Source organism: Aquimarina sp. AU58 (assembly GCF_900312745.1).
GTDB lineage: Bacteria > Bacteroidota > Bacteroidia > Flavobacteriales > Flavobacteriaceae > Aquimarina > Aquimarina spinulae.
Genome location: NZ_OMPD01000014.1, coordinates 248,463 through 268,080 on the forward strand (window position 1 = coordinate 248,463; position 19,618 = coordinate 268,080).

The following is a 19,618-nucleotide window of genomic DNA, read 5'->3' on the forward strand; positions in this document are numbered from 1 at the left end:
TGTGTATTTAAACGTTATTGTTGAAAATATTTTGCATATTAGTGTCCCGATAAAAAATAATGCCCCCTATAAACATTATTTTTTATAAGGATTAAAAAAATTATTAACCCACACAAGTTTCCCCTATTATGAAAAAACGTATAAATCGTCTACAGAAATCGATCAAACCTACAATAGAATTGATTTCAAACTGTGTTTATGTGGCGAAAAAAGTATTTTTGTTGATGTGATTTTTTGTTGTTAATTAATCGCAACCTCCCCAAGTCGCGATGAATGAAACCTGTTAGCCTGTATAAGTTTAACAGGTTTTTTTTATGTCCTTTTCAGACCTCACAGGTCTCCAAGACCTGTGAGGTCTATTTTTTTAATTAGGGTAAGGGTCGTGTTTAATGCAACTTTTTAGAGTAGCTTTCTTTTTTTAACCTATTTTCCCTGCGGGATCGCATGTATTAGTTTTTTGGTATAGTCTCTTTTTGGGTTTTCATAAATCAAATCCGCATCTCCTTGTTCCTCTATTTTACCTTTATTCATGACCAATAACTGATCAGACATATATTTTACCACAGCCAGATCATGTGATATGAAGATGTAGGTAAAACCAAAATTACTTTTTAACTCATTTAGTAAGTTAAGTACTTGTGCTTGTACAGAGATATCTAACGCACTTACAGACTCATCGCAGATAATAAGTTTTGGCTGTAAAGCTATTGTACGCGCAATACCGATGCGTTGTCGTTGTCCACCACTAAACTCATGTGGGTAACGGTTAAAATGTTCCTCGGTTAAGCTTACTCGCTCTAGTAATTCTATTACTTTTTGCTTTCGTTCTTTGTCATTGTTGTATAAATTATGTGCCTGCATAGGTTCCATAATTGCTTTTCCAACAGTTAATCTTGGATTTAGTGATGCAAAAGGATCCTGAAATATCAACTGAATTTCTTTTCGAAGACTTCGTATCTCAGAAGATGATAATTGTGTGATATCTTGCCCTTTGTATATAACCTGACCTCTATTGGCTTTATCTAATTGTAAAATGGTATTTCCTAAAGTGGATTTACCACAACCCGATTCTCCTACGAGCCCCAAAGTCTCACCTTCATAGAGCTTAAAACTCACATCATCTACAGCTTTAAATTCTGCTTTTCCAAATAAACCAACCTTAGAAAAATAACTTTTTTCTACATTTATAACTTCTAGTAGGGGTGGTTGACTATACAAGTTTTGATGATGCTGTTGTCGCTGTTCTTTAGTAATGATTTCCTTTTTTTGATCTGTATCCTCAAAAAAATCCGCAATAGTTGGTAGTTTTTGATATCTAACATTCATTGGGGGCCTTGCATTAATTAATGCTTTGGTGTATTCTTTTTGAGGAGTGTGAAAAATAGTATCGGTTGTTCCGTATTCTATCATCTTTCCTTGATACATAACCAAAACATGATCTGCAACTTCTGAAACTAGTGAGAGATCATGAGAAATAAATAAAATACTCATTTTATATTCTTCCTGCAGGCTTTTTAATAAGCCGATAATTTCTTTTTGTACTGTTACATCAAGTGCCGTTGTAGGTTCATCTGCAATAAGAAGCTTTGGTTTACAAGCAATAGCCATAGCAATCACGATGCGTTGTTTTTGACCTCCGCTTAATTGATGAGGATATGATTTGTAAGCCCGATCAGGTTCAGGAAGTTTTACTTTTTCGAATAAAGAAAGTACTTCTGCTTTTATTTCTACTTTAGACAGTGATGTGTGCTGAAATAAGATTTCTGCGACTTGTTTTCCGCATTTCATAGAAGGGTTTAAAGAACTCATAGGTTCCTGAAAAATCATAGCGATCTCATTACCACGAATCGCTCTATATTCTTTTTCATTAAAACTTAATAAAGAGATATCATCATAGATAATATTCCCTTTAGTGATTTTAGAAATTTTATTAGGTAGTAGCCCCAGGATGGCTAATGAAGCTACAGATTTTCCGCTTCCAGATTCACCTACAACTCCTAATATTTCATTTTCATGAATGTCGAAAGAGATGTCGTAGAGTACTTGATTTTCTTTTTCTTCAGATAAAAAAGAGACACAAAGATTTTGTACAGAAAGCAGTGTAGTATTATCCATAACTTAAACGTTAGGTAAATTTAGGAAATTCAACGCTTTCACAGATTTCTTTTTGCAACTATTTTGGTGTGATATTTGTTATCTTTACCTGTCAAAATATATTATGAGGTTACTAAAACTTTCTCTTCGTACACGAATTTTTATTTCCATGACTATCTTGGTATTACTAGCTTCAATTTTGATTGCTGCCGTTACGATCTATCAATATAAAGAAGAGGCAGAAGAATATCATCAGGGACGATTAGAAAGAAAAGAAGAACGAATTCAGATCACAATTAATAATGTATTAAAAAGGACAACTTATCCTGTAAATAAGGAAAATATAGCATTAATTTTTAGAGAAAAAGATCGCATTTATCAAATTTCTGAAGAACATTCTATGCCTATTAATATTTATGGGCTTACGGGAAAATTATTGGTTAAATCAGAAGGTGGATTTGCAAAAGATACTACCGATATCCAAATCAACCCTATTATTTTAGATACATTGGCTTCGCTTTATAATAAGAAGTATTTGGTAAAATCTGAAAAAAATGGAGAACGATTTTTAACATCCTATACCTATATTACAGATGTTAAATCAAAACCTTTAGGGATTCTACATTTACCATATCTTGAAGATGATGATTTAATCACAAGAGAATTGTTAGAGTTTTTGCAACGTCTGGGGCAGGTGTATTTACTAATGCTTTTAGTGGCAATTGTTCTGGCTTATTTTTTGTCAAAGTACATTACGAGATCCTTAAAGACAATTTCTGAAACTATAGACCAGACCCGATTAGATAAGCGAAATAAACGAATAGATATCGGTGATGCAAGTGAAGAAATTTATTCACTGGTAAATGCTTATAATAGTATGATCGATGAACTTGAACAAAGTGCTGCAATGCTTGCCAAAAGCGAGCGAGAGGCAGCATGGAGAGAAATGGCAAAACAGGTAGCACACGAAATTAAAAACCCATTAACGCCAATGCGGTTAACAGTGCAGAGTTTTCAACGTAAATTTGACCCCAACGACCCTAAAATTCAACAAAAACTTCAAGAATATAGCGATACTTTGATCCAGCAGATCGATACGATGAGTTCTATCGCTTCTGCATTTTCTAATTTTGCACAGATGCCTGCACAAAAAAGTGAGACTCTAGATGTGGTAAAGATCATAGGGCTGGCATTGGATATTTTTAACGAGGACTATATTATTTTTCCTTCAGAAAAAGAAAAAATCATTGCTAAGTTTGATAGAACACAATTGATAAGAGTAGTCACTAATTTAGTAAAAAATGGTATACAGGCAATTCCCGAAGATCGTATCCCCAAAATTATTGTGGATGTATTCTCAGAGAATGGAGAAGTTCTTATTACAGTCGCTGATAATGGAATTGGGATAACCGAAGAAAATACTAAGAAGGTTTTCGAACCTAAATTCACAACCAAAACCAGCGGTATGGGACTTGGATTAGGAATGGTAAAAAATATTGTGGAAACCTATAATGGAAGTATTACCTTTACATCAAAAGAAGGAAAAGGCACTGTTTTTAAAGTTAGATTTCCAAAAGAATAATGTCTTACTTCGATGATTTCTAATATAAATGTTATCATCTACTGATACAGAAGATTTTGGAATAGGGATGTATTTTTACCTGTATTTTGAAAGAGATTTATAAAACAATAAACAACATATAATAAACAACATAAATTACAATGTATAATAATATTCTAACATCTCAGGATAATGGGGTTACTAAGATTACGATCAATCGTCCATCAAAATTAAATGCTCTTAATAAAGAGACTATTCAGGAATTACATGCGGCTTTTAGAGTTGCCAACCTCGATACAGATACTAAAGTTATTATCATTACAGGAAGTGGTGAAAAAGCATTTGTTGCAGGTGCAGATATTAGTGAATTTGCAGATTTTTCGGTATCAGAAGGAGGGAACCTGGCCACAAAAGGACAAGAGCTTCTTTTTGATTTTGTTGCCAATCTTTCTACACCAGTAATTGCTGCTGTAAATGGATTTGCTCTGGGTGGTGGTTTAGAATTAGCTATGGCGGCTCATTTTAGAATTGCTAGTGATAATGCAAAAATGGGATTACCAGAAGTTTCTTTAGGAGCAATACCTGGTTATGGTGGCACACAGCGTTTGCCACAGTTAGTTGGTAAAGGTAGAGCTATGGAAATGATAATGACCGCAGGAATGATCGATGCTAATCATGCATTGCAATACGGACTGGTAAATTATGTAACTGCTCAGGACGAATTAATACCATTAGCAGAAAAGTTAGCGGGAAAAATTATGAAAAACTCATCTGTAGCGATTGGTGCAGCCATTAAAGCTATAAATTCTGGGTATGAAGATGGTGTAAATGGATATGAAACAGAGATTCAACAATTCGGAAACTGTTTTGGTACCGAAGATTTTAAAGAAGGAACTACAGCATTTTTAGAAAAACGTAGAGCTGATTTCCCGGGAAAGTAAATTAGAATATTAATAAAAAGGATAAAGACTTCATGGGTATATACCCATGAAGTCTTTTTTTACCTAATATAATACATTCTTCTACCTGTAGAAATTCATCTCATCAATATATTCCCATACAGTATGTGGAAGTAAAGGTCTTACATTTTTATTTGTTGCAATAGCTTTTCGAATAAACGTCGAGGAGATTTCCATAATAGGAGCATCAATTCGATGTATTTTGGGATGATCTGTAAATTGAGATGCTACAATTCCTTCAGCAATTCTTGGATATACATAGATGTTATGGTTTTCGAGAATAACTTCATGATTTTTCCATTTATGAAAACTCTTTAGGTTATCCTCTCCCATAATAAGATGAAATTGATCCTTCGGGTATTTTTCCTGTAAGTGTGCAAGTGTATGCACGGTATAATTAGGTTGAGGTAGTTTAAATTCTACATCACTAGGTTTTAATTTTGGATACGATTGTGTTGCTCGATATACCATCTCATAGCGATGATGGTTATCTAGTAGCGAACTTTTCTTCTTATGAGGATTATGAGGAGTTACCACCATCCATAACTCATCAAGATCAGAGAACTCAGCCATATGATTGGCGATTGCTAAATGACCGATGTGAATGGGATTAAACGTCCCAAAATACAATCCGATTTTTTTCATAGAAAACAATCATTTTTTTATTCCTGTAAAACAAGAACTCCTACGTCTGGAAACCTATTTGAAAAGAAACTTTTTAACCAGTTGATATACTTCGTTTTTAGCTTTTTCTAGATCATCATTCGTTATGATAGCGTCAAACTGAGGAGCAGTAGCCATTTCGGTAGAGGCTTTGGCAACTCTCATATTGATTTTATCTTCGGATTCAGTTTTACGTTTCTTCAAACGAATTTTGAGTTCTTCAATACTAGGTGGTTTTACAAAAATTGCCAACGTACGATCTGGATATATGCTTTTAATATCTAAACCACCCACAACATCGATATCAAAAATCACATGTTTGCCGTTATTCCAAAGTCGTTGTACTTCGGTTTTTAATGTTCCATAAAAATTATCCCGATATACCTCTTCCCATTCTAGAAATTCTTCGGCTTTAATCTTGTCTTTAAACTCTCTTAATGATAAAAAGTAATAATCTTTTCCATGAACTTCTCCTCCTCGAGGCTGTCGAGAAGCTGCAGAAATAGAAAATCCGAGATTTAATTCTTCTTGATTAAGCAAGTATTTAACTAAAGTAGTTTTTCCACTTCCAGAAGGTGCCGAAAGTACAATAAGTTTACCTTGGTTCATTTACAACACGTTTAGTAATTGTTCTTTAATTTTTTCGAGCTCATCTTTCATCTGAACTACTAGTTGTTGCATGGGGGCATAATTAGATTTACTGCCGATAGTATTAATTTCACGACCTATTTCCTGAGTGATAAAACCAAGTTTCTTTCCATTAGAATCCGAAGAATTTAACGTAGTAGTAAAATACTCTAAATGATTTGCCAATCGAACTTTTTCTTCTGTAATATCAAATTTCTCAAGATAATAAATCAACTCCTGTTCAAAACGATTTTGATCGACCTCTTCTTTTAAATCAGATACAGCTTTGTGTAGTCGTTCTCTAACCGCTTCCATACGTTCAGGATCCATTTGTATAACTCTATCAAGGAGTTCGCTTATATTTTTAACACGAATATTGAAATCTTTTTCTAATGCTTTTCCTTCATCGATTCTATAATTCTCTATCGCTGTTAACGCTTTGGTAAGTTCATCTTTTATCGCATTAAATTCTTGCTCATCGATTTGTTCACGTTCTGTTTTTAAAGCATCAGGCATACGAACGGCCATTTTTAATAACTCTATAGTGTCACCTTCGTGCACATTTGATAATTGTCTGATGTATTCTTTTACAATAGCTTCATTAACCTTGTTTGAAGTTTCTTCTCCTGTTGCTTCAACATATAATCCAAAATCAACCTTACCTCTTGCTAGTTTTTTTGCAATAGTATTTCGCATTTGAAGCTCCTTTTCACGGTATTGTGAAGGGATCCTTGCATTAAGATCTAAGTTTTTACTGTTAAGTGATTTAACCTCAATCGTTATTTTTTTTGTAGGTAGCTGAAGGATAGACTTCCCGAAGCCTGTCATAGATTTGATCATAGAATTATGCTAAAAGTTGCACGAAGATAATGAAAAGTCTTAACAACGACATCTTAACTCATAAAACCAAATTTTATAATCCCGACTGTTGTCATTATTTTTTGGCCAGTTGAAAACGAAATGTTTAAATACATACAAATAATCCAAAAAAGTTAAATATATAACAATTTATTTGCTTAATGATTAGTGTTTTAATAGTTTTAAGGTTCAACTTAAATATACTCATTATGAAAACTTTTAAATTAGCTATGCTGATAGTTATTGCTATCGGTATGGCAAGATGTTCCAGTGACGTTGAAAATGATATTCAACAAGACACTACAATTACGCAACAGGATATATCTCCCGAAATTTTATCAAAATTACAGAGTATGGGGTTTGACACGGATAAAACATCCGTTACATTCGCTAAGGGAGGATATATTGTAGACGGAGATATTTTTATCACCGAAGAAACATTGAAAGAAAATAACTTTCAAAAACAAGCTTTTTATACCATTGTTGATTGCAACAGGGCAGGTAATATTCGTATTCAGAATGCTTTAGGTAATAATGCCGCAGGACAAGGATTTCAAAGAGGTATTGACTTATGGAATAGAGTTAATAGAACAACTTTACGTTTGATACCTGTAAATAACAATCCCGATATTTTGGTTCGTTTGGCAAATCCTGGTGAAATAGGAGGCTGGGGTCTTGGAGAATTTCCTACTAATGGAGTAGAAGGAGGTTTGATTATATTAAACCTTAATGAACCTAGTATTGATGGAGATCCGGTAACAGCTAGAGAATGGGGGAACATATTAACTCATGAAATTGGGCATAATATTGGATTTCTTCATGCAGAGCAAGGGTTTTTTGGTACACAAATACCGGGAACACCTAATGTGGATCCTAATTCGATTATGACTTCTGGATCAAACCCGAATGTGGTATTTAATGCTAATAATGTTTCTAATTTTGATAGAAGAGCCGTAAGACGAATGTATAGCAATAGAAATAACAGATTGTGTAACTAATCGAGTACACTAATAAATTAAGAGACTGTCTGAAAAAAATATTTGGGCAGTCTTTTTATTTTTGTGGTATTACCAAACCTTGAGAAAAAGTAACTTCAAAGGTTAATTATCATGGTGATTTTATCTATGTATTTTTCTTTTTCGAGAAAAAAATTCTCAATAATTCCGGATTCCTTGAACCCCATTTTTTTATATAAACTAATACCAGGAAGATTCGTGGCGTAAACTTCTAGCCATAGTACTTTTAATATTTCATTTTCTTTTGACCATTCTAATACATTTTGAATCAAAAGAGTACCGATGCCCTGGTTTTGCCATTGGGTATGAATTCCCATTCCAATCATGGCAGTGTGTTGCATTTTTTTACGCCAACTACCTGTAAGGTCTATGTTTCCAATAATATCACCGTCACTTTCGGCTACCAATAATAAACTATTGGATTGTTGATGAAGGTTTTGAATAAGCTCACTTTCTTCTTTTATCGTATTAGAGTATTCGTAATCAAACAAAGGAATAGTACTAGTGTTTTTAAGATACTCTAGTTTTAATGCTAATAATTGCTTGGCATCTGCCGAGGTTGCTTCTCTAATTAAAAGAGGTTTTCCTAATTTGGTATGATATGTTTTCGAGATAAAGTTCAATCGATATTATGCGTCGGGATTCTTATCCCGAATTTTTTTATAAAGTTTAATGCCCATCATAAGTATAATTGCGAGTGATAGTATCCCTACAACTCCATATATCCAGTTTACTGCATCTCGAACGATAACCAGAAAAATGACCGAAAAGAGAATGATTGTTGAACCTTCATTCCACATTCGCATTTGCCCAGATGACCATTTTACTATATCAAGCTGCAGTTGTTTATAGATATGATGGCACTTAAGATGATACATAATAAGTAAAACTACAAATCCAAGCTTAACATGCATCCAGGGTTGTTGTAGCCAAGCAGGCATTAAAATAAGTAACCAAATTGCAAATAAAGTTGCTAATATAGCAGAAGGCCAGGTGATAATAAACCAAAGACGTTTGGCCATTAATTTAAGTTGTTTACCTAATATGTTTCGATCAGGTAGAGGCTTTTGAGAAGCTTCTATTTGATAGATAAATAGCCGGGGAATATAAAATAGCCCGGCAAACCATGTGATCACAAAGATCAGGTGCAAGGATTTTATGTAATTATAATATTCGAGCATTTATTTCTAGTATGATAGCATTCTTTTTATCCACTCGGGATGTGATAGTAGTCTAAATCTAATTTCAAAAGTATTAAATAATTATGTACTGTCAACTTGGTTCGAGTCGAGAAATAAGTAATTTTTTAAATGACTATGATTTTTACGTTCTGACAAAATGTTAACGGGACGTGATTTAAGCTTCTTTCGAATTACTTACTTTTTGTAGAGAAAATGGTATTTGATTAGTTTTGATATCAAAAAACTAGCAAATCAGCTTATATTTACCCTAAAACAAAAACGTGATTTATGGATAAATTTACGTTAATAACAATTTTGAACATAATTAATTTCAACAAAGATTGAATACTATATTATTAGGTTTTGCAATTATTGTCAGTGGAAGTATAGGATATTTTATAAGTATCGCATTAGTCACTACTTCTTTTTATAAGAATCGCGCAAATAACTATCTCTCCCTATCATTGTTTTTGCTAACAAGTTTGACTTTATTTGGGTGGTTTGATATAGAAGATACGGTTTTGGAATTTTTAAACAATCCTGTATTGGAGTACCTATTTGGAGTTACTCTATTTACCTATTTTCTAATTCAAATTCAACATAAGTATCTTAAAGAAAGTTGGTATAAATGGCTTTATCTTCCCTTCATTTGCTCTTTGATTATAGAAACTATTCTTTATTTAGATACTATTTTTAACTTCTATAATTCGGATTTTGTTGATCTGCAATTTCATATTATGGATAATGCATCATTTGTCTATAATGTGTTTTTAATCTTTTGGGGAAGGAAATTAATAAAAGGTTCTCATACTATTTCAGAAGATAAAAAGAGTTGGCTATTAAGATTAAACCTTTTTATAATATGCATTATTATATGCTGGCTTTTATCTACTATAGAGTTCTATGTATTTGATTCAGAATATGCTACAAGTTTTCTATGGATACTGCTTTCCTTTTTATTGTGGTGGGTATTATATTACGGAGTGTTCAAACTACAGATAATAGTTCAAAAAGACGAAATACACCAATATTTGGTTTCAAAAAAAACACATAATACTCAGGCAAAAAAGAAAATAAGAGAGACTACTGTTTCTAAAATTATTACCTCGCTTTATATACTAATGGAAGAGGAAGAGTTATATAAAAACCCTCTTTTAAGCAGGTTAGATCTGGCAAATCGGTTAGGAACAAGCGAAGGGTATTTATCTCAAATCATAAATCAGGAAATCAATAAAAGTGTTATTCAGTTTGTAAATGAATATCGAATTGAAGCAGCTAAAAACTTATTGCATGATCCGGTATTTAATAAATATTCTATCGAAGCTATAGGTATGGAAGCTGGTTTTAAATCTAAGAGTGCTTTCTATAGTGCTTTTAAAAAGAGCTTAGGGATGTCTCCAGGTGCTTTTAGAAAACTTCAAAAAACGTCCTGATTCGTATAATCTTATTGTTTCAGGACTTCTTCAATCCCAAAATCACCTTTTTATTTTTTTGATACAGATACTTTTATCTCAGTAAATCAAAAAATATAAAATGACAATATTTAAAAAGATTAAAGTAGCTTTTGTTTCTCTTTTAGTAATGAATTCATATCTCGTATTTTCTCAAAACGCAAAAGAAGTATCTGTAGAAAAATCAGTTTTTGGGATTCAAACTGGATTATTAGGTATATGGGCTCACAATGAATTAAAATTATCAAATCAAGTTGCTTTACGAAGTGAAGTTGGTTTAGGAGGTCTTAATACAGCAAACATTAGACCTGTGTTAGCATTAGAACCTCGTTGGTACTACAATCTAAAAAAGCGTGCTGATAAGAATAAAAGAATAGATGGTAATAGTGGTAATTACATATCTCTCAGAGCCCGTTATCATTTTCATAGTACTGAAGATGCTAAAAAATCTAATCTATATCATTTATTGACTGTTGCTACTTGGGGAATTAGAAGAAACATTGGCAAGCATTTTAATTACGAAGCTGGAGTTGGTACAGGGCTTGGTTTTGAGAAAGGGAATGACAGAGAGGTTAATTTCTTGGTGCCTTATGCTACCTTCACTATCGGATATCGTTTTTAGCAATTTTCGTAATCTTTAAATAGTACAGAATACCGTTTTCTTTCGATCAAGTGTTTTTCTGAATAGATCATCAAACTTTACAATTTTCAACTATAATAATTTCAAAAATAAAACTATGATGAATTCATATATTAAGATAAAAACAGAAATAATAAAGTATGTTAAAGCGTGTTTGCTAATACTCGTTTTATTAATTTTTACCACCTGTCAATCTGATGATGATACACCTTCTCCTATAGTAGATCCAATTAATGGTTTTTGGGTATCAGCCGAAAAAGGGTGGATTTTTGAATTTACTGACGGTAAAGATATATTTTATAATATAAATACTGCGGGATGTTCAATTCAGGATGATGATTTTGTTCCTGAAGAATTTTTTGGATTAAAATTAGATCTGGTGAGCGAAAATGAGCTAATAGCATCTACCGACTTATCAGATTCAGATGTGAAATTTACCCGGTTACCAAATCAAAATCCAAACTGTTTGCCAGATCAGATTTCTGCTACAGAAGATCCACAGGTTAATTTTGATCATTTCTGGAATATTTTTAATGACCACTATGCTTTTTTCGAAACTAGAAATGTAGACTGGTCTCAATATGAGAATTTAAGAGATCAGGTTACAGCTGAGAACTTATATGATATTGTAGAAGAGCTAGTCCTTTTGTTAGAGGATGAACATGTAGGTGTCACAGATGAAGATAAAGATATTCAAATTGAACCAGGAGAGCCAAAATTATTAGAAAGACTAAATGCTAACCTAAGTGAAGATCTCATTATAGAGAATATAGACGATTATGATGCTCTTGCAAGTCAAAAAGTGACAACAATAGTAACAAAATATTTAGGGGGGAATTATGAAATAGATGACAATGGGAATATTCTATGGGGATTGATCAATGATGATATTGGATACATTAATATTGTAAAGATGGAAGGATATGGTACAAATTTTAGTGATGAGTTGACCGCATTAAATGCTGTATTAGATACGATGATGAACGATCTTAAAGCATCAGGAGTTTCTAAACTAATTATTGACATACGTTTTAATGATGGAGGTCATGATACTGCAGCCTTAAATATGGTATCCCGTTTTATGGATCAGGAGCGAATTTCATATTTTAAAAAAGCTAGATTAGGTAACGGTTTTACCGAAAATAAATCCTTTTCTGTAGGACCTCGTGGAGATTTTCAATTTACAGGAGATATCATATTGCTCACAAGTCCCTATAGTATAAGTGCAGCAGATCTTTTTGCTTTATGTATGAAAGATTTACCGTATGTGACCATTGTAGGAGAAAATACTGCTGGTGCTTTTTCTACTATTCTTACGCATGTATTGCCTAATGGAGCAGAAGTAGGACTATCGAATGAAATATATACTGATGCACAAGGAGAAGTTTTTGAAGTTATTGGTATCGGTCCTGAAAAAGAAGAAAATCGAATACCATTTTTGTCAACCTTAGATTTTCAAGAAGAAAAAGATAGGGGGATAGAACGTGCTTTGGAATTACTTAGTAATTAGACAGTTTATTCAGCGCGCTTCAAGAAGAGAATCCAATTTAAAATAAATTACGCTTGTCGTTAAGTTTAGGTATAACAAAAGTGTTATAGAATATAAACCCGTTGCGCATTTTGATATATCAAAATGCGCAACGGATAATATAAATGCAATAGTATGATCTCATAGCTATTGGTGTTTCCAATGTTCTCGTAATAGCAAAAGAATTTTTTGAATTTATTTTTCTACAAAAAGATAATTAAGCTGCAAGGTGTTGAACTCAGTATTAAAACGTTTAATTTCTTCGGTAATTAATTTGTCAAAATTAGCTAATTGATCATCGATCTTTTTAGTGAGTTCATTTTTTACAGCAATATCTTGTTCTGTAGGACCAAAATCCCCCATACCTACCAAAGAATTTAGGTGTCCTAGTTTATTGGTAAGTTTAATAGGAAAGTTTAAAGGATCCTGATTACTTTTGTTTTTGGTTTGGTATAATGCTTTTTCGATTTCGCCAAATTGTTTTTGTAAGTCTGAAGCCTTTTTTACCAGATCTTTAGTTGCCGAATTGTCTTTATACTGTGTCGAAAATGCTTTAAGCTGGGCGTTAATTTTTCTGATTTTCTTTATAGATTTATGCGCCTTGTCTACTGTTTTATTTATACTGGTAATAAAATCAAATTGCGATTGCATTTGTTGTGATGATGCTTCTGTTCTGGGATCGGCAACAATAGTAAAAGGTTGTTTAGATACTTCTTTCCCATTTACTGCAAGACTTACATTATAATTACCAGGTACAACTTTTGGGCCATTAAGATTTGCCCACCAAAGAATCATACCATCTAATTTTTCTGCTCCCTCTCCTCTCATATTCCAGGCAAATAGTTGTGCACCTTTTTTCTCTATTTTTAATTGATCTTTTTTATCTTTTGCTTTTGTACTAAATGATTTTAGGGTGTCATTTTTAGTATTAAAATAGGTTAAAGAAACTGTATCTTTTGCTGCATCATAATTTTTGAGATAGAAATAAGTCATAACACCAGCGGGATGATTAGTTCCTGCGGTCTTAGAATCTTTAACACTTCCTCCACCCATGCGATAAGAGTTCTTGGGTTTATATAGAATATGATTTTGAGTTTTCATAGTATTGTTTAACTGATGTAAGACTGTTAAATCATCAATTATCCAAAGACTTCTTCCTTGCGTAGCAACAATCAAATTATTATCCTTAATGGTTAGATCTGTAATAGGTACAATAGGTAAATTCAATTGAAAAGATTCCCAGTTTGCTCCATCATTAAAAGAGATATACATACCTGTTTCTGTGCCTGCATATAATACTCCTTTTTGATTGGGATCCTCACGAAGCACCCGTGTAAAATGTTCGTTTTTGATTCCGTTTGTAATTTTTGTCCATGATTTACCATAATCGGTAGTCTTATATAGATAAGGAGCAAAATCCCCTGATTTATATTTAGTACCGGCGATATAACATGTACCTTCTGCAAAAACACTGGGTTCGATACTATTGATCATCATCCATTCTGGCATGCCTTTTGGCGTTACATTGTTCCAGGATTTTCCTCCATCCTGACTTACATGCACAAGACCATCATCACTTCCTACCCAAAGTAAACCTTCTTTGACAGGACTTTCTGCTGCTGCGAAAATAGTACAATAATATTCTACAGATGTGTTGTCTTGTGTGATAGGGCCTCCAGAAGATTTTTGTTTATCAGGGTCATTTCTGGTTAAATCGGGACTAATCACTTTCCAGCTTTGTCCTTCATTTTCGGTGACATGAACATGATTAGAGAATGTATATAGTCTGTTTGGATTATGTTTAGAGAATAGTATTGGGAAATTCCATTGAAAACGATATTTCATGTCCTCTACGCCATGCCCCATAGGATTATCTGGCCATACACTAATAGAGCGTACGGTTTCTGTTTTATGATTTACCCGGGTAAGAAAGCCATCATAACTCCCTCCATAAACAATATCATTATCTTTAGGATCGACAGCAATATGGGCCGATTCCCCTCCGGCTGTACTTTCCCAATCATCTTCAGAAATACTCCATCCTGTACTTCTATGATTGATACGTATAGTAGAATTATCCTGTTGAGCAGCATAGATTCTATAGGGAAAACTATTATCGGTAGTCACTCGGTAAAACTGCGAAGTGGGTTGATTGTGATATGTACTCCAGGTCTCACCACCATCGTATGTAACTTGTGCACCACCATCATCGCCAATTACCATACGTTTTGGGTTTTCTGGAGCAATCCATAGGTCATGGTGATCTCCATGCGGAGCGCGATAACTGCTAAAATTTTTACCCCCGTCTTTACTTTTATGATACGATACATTAACGACATAGACAACATCTATATCTTGGGGATCGGCATAAATACGACTATAATACCATGCACGTTGACGTAAGCTTCTACTACTGTTTAATTGGCTCCAGGTGTCACCGCCATCATCACTGCGATATACCCCGCCTTTTTCTTTATTTTCTACAATAGCCCACACTCGTTCACTATTTACGGGAGAAACAGTTACTCCCATAATTCCTAAAGTATCTTTGGCAAATCCTTTGTGTTGCGAAATCTCATTCCATGTTTGTCCACTATCTGTACTTTTCCAAAGGGCAGAACCTTTTCCTCCAGAACTAAGGCTATATGGTGTTCTTCTTGCATTCCATGTTGAAGCATACAAAATTCGAGGATTATTAGGGTCTAAAGTTAGATCTACTGCTCCAGCATCCTGATTTGCAAACAGTACTTTATTCCATGTTGTTCCTCCATCAATACTTTTATATACACCACGATCTTGAGTAGGTTTATATATATTACCCAATACTGCAGCATATACAATATCAGGATTAGTAGGGTGAATAGTTATTCTCGGGATATGTCTGCTTTTAGGAAGACCAGCTTGCACCCATGTTTTACCAGCATCAACACTTTTCCAGATACCATAACCCGAAGATACATTTCCTCGCAATGTTTTTTCTCCACCACCGACATAGATTACATTAGGATCACTTTTAGATATGGCAATAGCACCAATTGATCCTCCAAAGAAACCATCAGAGATATTTTTCCAGGTACGTCCTCCGTCTGTAGTTTTCCATACTCCTCCACCAGTGGCCCCAAAGTAAAATAAATTAGGTTTTCCTGGTACTCCTGTTACAGCAGCACTTCGTCCGCCGCGAAATGGTCCAATAAGTCTATATTCTAGAGCATCATAGAGTTCCTGATTATACGTTTGAGAGTTGGATGTAAAAATACTTGAGAAAGTAAAAAAGAGTATAAGAATTAGGCTAGCGAATTGTGAATGCATAGTTAGTTGATATTTAATTTAATGGCCCCGCATTTTCAGAGAAATTATAGATAAAATAGATTTGATGGGATACTAAAGTCAGGAATTAAAAATTATTCCAAAAGATTTTCACTTAATTTTAACCTTAACTATTATCGTTATTCTTATCTGCTTTTAGTAGTATATGCAAATTCGTCCCTGATTTGTATGAATTCGTCACAAAGTCTGGGTTGTATTTCCCTTTTTTCTGTTTTTGTTCTAGGTTCGTCACCTTTAAATACGGGTAAACCATAATTTAAAAATGGTTAAACATTGGTTTCGAAATGCTAACTATCTACGTTTATTTTCGAATTCAATTTTGATAAAGTATAAAGGGCTTATTTATAGATTGATAACTTTTAAAGTTGATTAGAGAAGTACAATTTTACGCAAAGAGTGTGTTTTTTCTAATCATTATATATTAAAACATAAATGAGCTTAGTATGAAAAAAATTACTCTTGCATGCGATTGTAAATTAAAACTTAATCTATTTATTGTATTTCTTTTTTTTAATGTTGTTGTAAAAGTTCAAGCACAATGTTCAAATTTATTGACCAATGGAGGTTTTGAAGACATAACCACGGGTTTGATTAATGGTGATAATCTTTTTGCTGATATTTCTCCATGGATATCATCTGGGGGTGTACCTAGTATAGTTCGAGTAGATGGAGCAGGAGGGTATGACTATCCAGCACCAAGTCCAGAGGAAGATACAGATGCTACCACGGGAGCAGGAGTTTTTCAGCACTATTTCGATATATTTGGATCAACTACAATTTATCAAACATTTACACTTAGTACTCCTTCAACAATTACGTATTCAGGGTATTTTTCTACCCGCGATAATCTAAATGGACAAGGTAGTATTTCAATATATAATGGTATTGGTACTGCAGGAATTGTTGAAGATACCTCGACAGTTCTAACTATCATTTCTAATGGCGATTCTACAAATACTCCTTGGTTTTTTGTACAACGCACAGTGTCACTAGCAGCAGGAACATATTCATATGCCGTGTTTATGAACCAGAATATTAATTTTGATGGGGCTACGGTAAATGCAGTTCCTTCTGCTCCTGTAGTTAGCACTCCTGTTACCTATTGTGTAGGCGCTACTTCTAGTGCATTAACGGCTACAGGCAGTAATTTATTATGGTATACTGTTTCTAGTGGAGGTACAGGAAGTGCAATTGCCCCAACGCCAAGTACAGCTACTGCTGGAAACACTTCCTATTATGTAAGTCAAAGTGTGAATGGTTGCGAGAGTTCTCGTTCCGAAATTGTAGTTACGGTAAATGCAGTTCCCTCTGCTCCTGTAGTTAGTACTCCTGTTACCTATTGTGTTGGTGCTCCAGCGAGTGCATTAACTGCTACAGGCAGTAATTTATTATGGTATACTGTTTCTAGTGGAGGTACAGGAAGCGCAATTGCCCCAACCCCAAGTACAGTTACCCCAGGAAACACTTCCTACTATGTAAGTCAAAGTGTGAATGGTTGCGAGAGTTCTCGTTCCGAAATTGTAGTTACGGTAAATGCAGTTCCCTCTGCTCCTGTAGTTAGTACTCCTGTTACCTATTGTGTTGGCGCTACGGCCAGTGCATTAACGGCTACAGGCAGTAATTTATTATGGTATACTGTTTCTAGCGGTGGTACAGGAAGCGCAATTGCCCCAACCCCAAGTACAGTTACCCCAGGAAACACTTCCTACTATGTAAGTCAAAGTGTGAATGGTTGCGAGAGTTCTCGTTCAGAAATAGTGGTTACGGTAAATGCAGTTCCTTCTGCTCCTGTAGTTAGTACTCCTGTTACCTATTGCATTGGTGCTACGGCCAGTGCATTAACGGCTACAGGCAGTAATTTGTTATGGTATACTGTTTCTAGCGGTGGTACAGGAAGCGCAATTGCCCCAACCCCAAGTACAGTTACCCCAGGAAACACATCCTACTATGTAAGTCAAAGTGTGAGTGGTTGTGAGAGTTCTCGTTCAGAAATAGTGGTTACGGTAAATGCAGTTCCCTCTACTCCTTTGGTTAGTACTCCTGTTACCTATTGTGTTGGTGCTACGGCCAGTGCATTAACGGCTACAGGCAGTAATTTGTTATGGTATACTGTTTCTAGCGGTGGTACAGGAAGTACAATTGCCCCAACCCCAAGTACAGCTACTGCAGGAAACATATCCTACTATGTAAGTCAAAGTGTGAGTGGTTGCGAGAGTTCTCGTTCCGAAATAGTGGTTACGGTAAATGCAGTTCCCTCTGCTCCTGTAGTTAGTACTCCTGTTACCTATTGTGTTGGTGCTCCAGCGAGTGCATTAACTGCTACAGGCAGTAATTTATTATGGTATACTGTTTCTAGCGGTGGTATAGGAAGCGCAATTGCCCCAACCCCAAGTACAGTTACTGCAGGAAACACATCCTACTATGTAAGTCAAAGTGTGAGTGGTTGTGAGAGTTCTCGTTCAGAAATAGTGGTTACGGTAAATGCAGTTCCTTCTGCTCCTGTAGTTAGCACTCCTGTTACCTATTGCATTGGTGCTACGGCCAGTGCATTAACGGCTACAGGCAGTAATTTGTTATGGTATACTGTTTCTAGCGGTGGTACAGGAAGTACAATTGCCCCAACTCCAAGTACAGCTACTGCAGGAAACACATCCTACTATGTAAGTCAAAGTGTGAGTGGTTGCGAGAGTTCTCGTTCAGAAATAGTGGTTACGGTAAATTTATTACCGACTATTAATATCACAAATCCACCTACTTGTTTAGCTAATTCAACAAGTTATTCTTTAGAAGTGACTGTCAGTTCAGGAAATGTGACAAGTACTTCTGGGATAGTAAGTAATATTTCGGGAAATGTCTGGAATATTAGAGGAGTAACATCAGAAACTGATATTGATGTTACAGTTACAGAGGTTACAGGTTGTCAAGAAACAGTATCAATCAATGCACCTTTATGTGTTACAGATATTGCAAATTTGGATCTCACTAAGACAGGAGAATATATAGATGAAAACGGTAATGGTATTACTGATGCAGGAGATCAGATAGAATATACATTCACTGTAGAAAACACAGGAGCAGTAGATGTTACAAATATTGTTCTTGTCGATGATCTATCAGGAATAGAGGTTTTTGGCGGTCCTATTGATCTAGCTGTTGGTGAAATAGATACAGATAGTTTTACGGCTACTTATATCTTGACAGAAGACGATATAATTTCTGGTATGGTTACGAATCAGGCTTTAGTAATGGGCGTTGATTTAAATGGTAGAGATGTGATAGATATATCTGATGACCCATTTGACGATACTGATGTGGATATGGATAATGATGGTGACTTTGAAGATGAAACTGTGCTTATACTTGCATCGAATACAGGGATTACTATATACACAGGGATGTCTCCAAATGGAGATGGTGTTAATGATGAGTTTAGGATAATAGGGTTAAATAATTTTCCTGAAAATACCTTACAGATATTTAATCGCTGGGGAGTTAAGATATTCGAAAGAGATCGTTATGAACAATCTGGTGTAAAATTATTTGATGGTATAAGTGAAGGCAGAGTTACAGTACAAGAAGAGGAAAAACTTCCTGTTGGCACATATTATTATATGCTAGAATATAAAAATGCTAGCGGCACTACTATGGCTAAGGCTGGTTATTTTTATATAACCAGATAAGCCTTTAAAATAATATCAAAACAATATTCCCCC

14 protein-coding genes are annotated in these 19,618 nt (G+C 34.5%); 7 read left to right on the forward strand and 7 right to left on the reverse strand.

What is annotated here, in order from left to right; genetic code table 11:
• Nucleotides 1-423: 423 nt before the first annotated feature.
• A complete protein-coding gene (locus DK441_RS12845; RefSeq protein ID WP_109851082.1) occupies nt 424-2,115 on the reverse strand; it encodes an ABC transporter ATP-binding protein in 1,692 nt (563 codons plus the stop codon).
• A gap of 103 nt (nt 2,116-2,218) precedes the next feature.
• Here DK441_RS12845 and DK441_RS12850 point away from each other — a divergent pair, with 103 nt between their 5' ends.
• Both DK441_RS12850 and DK441_RS12855 read left to right on the forward strand, forming a co-directional pair.
• Nucleotides 2,219-3,676 carry an ATP-binding protein gene (locus DK441_RS12850; protein ID WP_109851083.1) on the forward strand — a complete coding sequence of 486 codons (1,458 nt, stop codon included), beginning with the start codon at nt 2,219-2,221 and terminating at the stop codon, nt 3,674-3,676.
• A 140-nt stretch (nt 3,677-3,816) separates the two neighbouring features.
• Nucleotides 3,817-4,596, forward strand: coding sequence for an enoyl-CoA hydratase/isomerase family protein (locus DK441_RS12855; RefSeq protein ID WP_109851084.1), 780 nt, complete (start codon nt 3,817-3,819; stop codon nt 4,594-4,596).
• A gap of 81 nt (nt 4,597-4,677) precedes the next feature.
• On the opposite strand, the gene nadD is transcribed toward DK441_RS12855, so the two are convergent.
• Genes nadD through DK441_RS12870 form a run of 3 tightly spaced genes read right to left on the reverse strand, consistent with a single transcriptional unit; the run spans nt 4,678 to nt 6,744 of the window.
• Nucleotides 4,678-5,259, reverse strand: a complete 582-nt coding sequence (gene nadD, locus DK441_RS12860; RefSeq protein WP_109851085.1) for a nicotinate (nicotinamide) nucleotide adenylyltransferase — start codon at nt 5,257-5,259, stop codon at nt 4,678-4,680.
• Between the two features lie 54 nt (nt 5,260-5,313).
• The gene (gmk, locus tag DK441_RS12865; protein WP_109851086.1) at nt 5,314-5,886 is read right to left on the reverse strand and encodes a guanylate kinase; all 573 of its coding nucleotides are present in this window, start codon (nt 5,884-5,886) and stop codon (nt 5,314-5,316) included.
• Nucleotides 5,887-6,744 carry a YicC/YloC family endoribonuclease gene (locus DK441_RS12870; protein ID WP_109851087.1) on the reverse strand — a complete coding sequence of 286 codons (858 nt, stop codon included), beginning with the start codon at nt 6,742-6,744 and terminating at the stop codon, nt 5,887-5,889.
• 227 nt (nt 6,745-6,971) lie between these two features.
• Between DK441_RS12870 and DK441_RS12875 the strand changes: the two genes are divergently transcribed.
• The gene (locus tag DK441_RS12875) at nt 6,972-7,760 is read left to right on the forward strand and encodes a M57 family metalloprotease (RefSeq protein WP_160112083.1); all 789 of its coding nucleotides are present in this window, start codon (nt 6,972-6,974) and stop codon (nt 7,758-7,760) included.
• Nucleotides 7,761-7,855: 95 nt separating this feature from the next.
• Here DK441_RS12875 and DK441_RS12880 read toward each other — a convergent pair whose 3' ends face one another.
• Nucleotides 7,856-8,401: a GNAT family N-acetyltransferase gene (locus tag DK441_RS12880; protein ID WP_109851089.1), complete on the reverse strand. Its 546-nt coding sequence runs from the start codon at nt 8,399-8,401 to the stop codon at nt 7,856-7,858.
• 6 nt (nt 8,402-8,407) lie between these two features.
• Nucleotides 8,408-8,959, reverse strand: a complete 552-nt coding sequence (locus tag DK441_RS12885; RefSeq protein ID WP_109851090.1) for a CopD family protein — start codon at nt 8,957-8,959, stop codon at nt 8,408-8,410.
• 341 nt (nt 8,960-9,300) lie between these two features.
• On the opposite strand from DK441_RS12885, the gene DK441_RS12890 reads away from it, so the two are divergent.
• The 3 genes from DK441_RS12890 to DK441_RS12900 all read left to right on the forward strand — a co-directional run bounded on the left by DK441_RS12890 (nt 9,301) and on the right by DK441_RS12900 (nt 12,560).
• The gene (locus tag DK441_RS12890; RefSeq protein WP_109851091.1) at nt 9,301-10,392 is read left to right on the forward strand and encodes an AraC family transcriptional regulator; all 1,092 of its coding nucleotides are present in this window, start codon (nt 9,301-9,303) and stop codon (nt 10,390-10,392) included.
• Between the two features lie 100 nt (nt 10,393-10,492).
• Nucleotides 10,493-11,032, forward strand: coding sequence for a hypothetical protein (locus tag DK441_RS12895; protein ID WP_235015760.1), 540 nt, complete (start codon nt 10,493-10,495; stop codon nt 11,030-11,032).
• Nucleotides 11,033-11,147: 115 nt separating this feature from the next.
• Entirely contained in the window at nt 11,148-12,560 is a 1,413-nt protein-coding gene (locus DK441_RS12900; RefSeq protein ID WP_109851092.1) for a S41 family peptidase, read from the forward strand.
• A gap of 213 nt (nt 12,561-12,773) precedes the next feature.
• On the opposite strand, the gene DK441_RS12905 is transcribed toward DK441_RS12900, so the two are convergent.
• Entirely contained in the window at nt 12,774-15,887 is a 3,114-nt protein-coding gene (locus DK441_RS12905) for a glycosyl hydrolase (protein WP_109851093.1), read from the reverse strand.
• Between the two features lie 461 nt (nt 15,888-16,348).
• On the opposite strand from DK441_RS12905, the gene DK441_RS12910 reads away from it, so the two are divergent.
• Nucleotides 16,349-19,585: a gliding motility-associated C-terminal domain-containing protein gene (locus tag DK441_RS12910; RefSeq protein ID WP_109851094.1), complete on the forward strand. Its 3,237-nt coding sequence runs from the start codon at nt 16,349-16,351 to the stop codon at nt 19,583-19,585.
• The last annotated feature ends 33 nt before the right edge of the window (nt 19,586-19,618 follow it).

Bases quoted from the DNA above. Each gene is read 5' to 3' on its own strand.
- DK441_RS12900 (WP_109851092.1), top strand. From the start codon at position 11,148: ATGATGAATTCATATATTAAGATAAAAACAGAAATAATAAAGTATGTT.
- DK441_RS12910 (WP_109851094.1), top strand. From the start codon at position 16,349: ATGAAAAAAATTACTCTTGCATGCGATTGTAAATTAAAACTTAATCTA.
- DK441_RS12845 (WP_109851082.1), bottom strand. From the start codon at position 2,115: ATGGATAATACTACACTGCTTTCTGTACAAAATCTTTGTGTCTCTTTT.
- DK441_RS12870 (WP_109851087.1), bottom strand. From the start codon at position 6,744: ATGATCAAATCTATGACAGGCTTCGGGAAGTCTATCCTTCAGCTACCT.
- DK441_RS12875 (WP_160112083.1), top strand. From the start codon at position 6,972: ATGAAAACTTTTAAATTAGCTATGCTGATAGTTATTGCTATCGGTATG.
- nadD (WP_109851085.1), bottom strand. From the start codon at position 5,259: ATGAAAAAAATCGGATTGTATTTTGGGACGTTTAATCCCATTCACATC.
- DK441_RS12895 (WP_235015760.1), top strand. From the start codon at position 10,493: ATGACAATATTTAAAAAGATTAAAGTAGCTTTTGTTTCTCTTTTAGTA.
- DK441_RS12855 (WP_109851084.1), top strand. From the start codon at position 3,817: ATGTATAATAATATTCTAACATCTCAGGATAATGGGGTTACTAAGATT.
- DK441_RS12905 (WP_109851093.1), bottom strand. From the start codon at position 15,887: ATGCATTCACAATTCGCTAGCCTAATTCTTATACTCTTTTTTACTTTC.
- DK441_RS12850 (WP_109851083.1), top strand. From the start codon at position 2,219: ATGAGGTTACTAAAACTTTCTCTTCGTACACGAATTTTTATTTCCATG.
- DK441_RS12885 (WP_109851090.1), bottom strand. From the start codon at position 8,959: ATGCTCGAATATTATAATTACATAAAATCCTTGCACCTGATCTTTGTG.
- gmk (WP_109851086.1), bottom strand. From the start codon at position 5,886: ATGAACCAAGGTAAACTTATTGTACTTTCGGCACCTTCTGGAAGTGGA.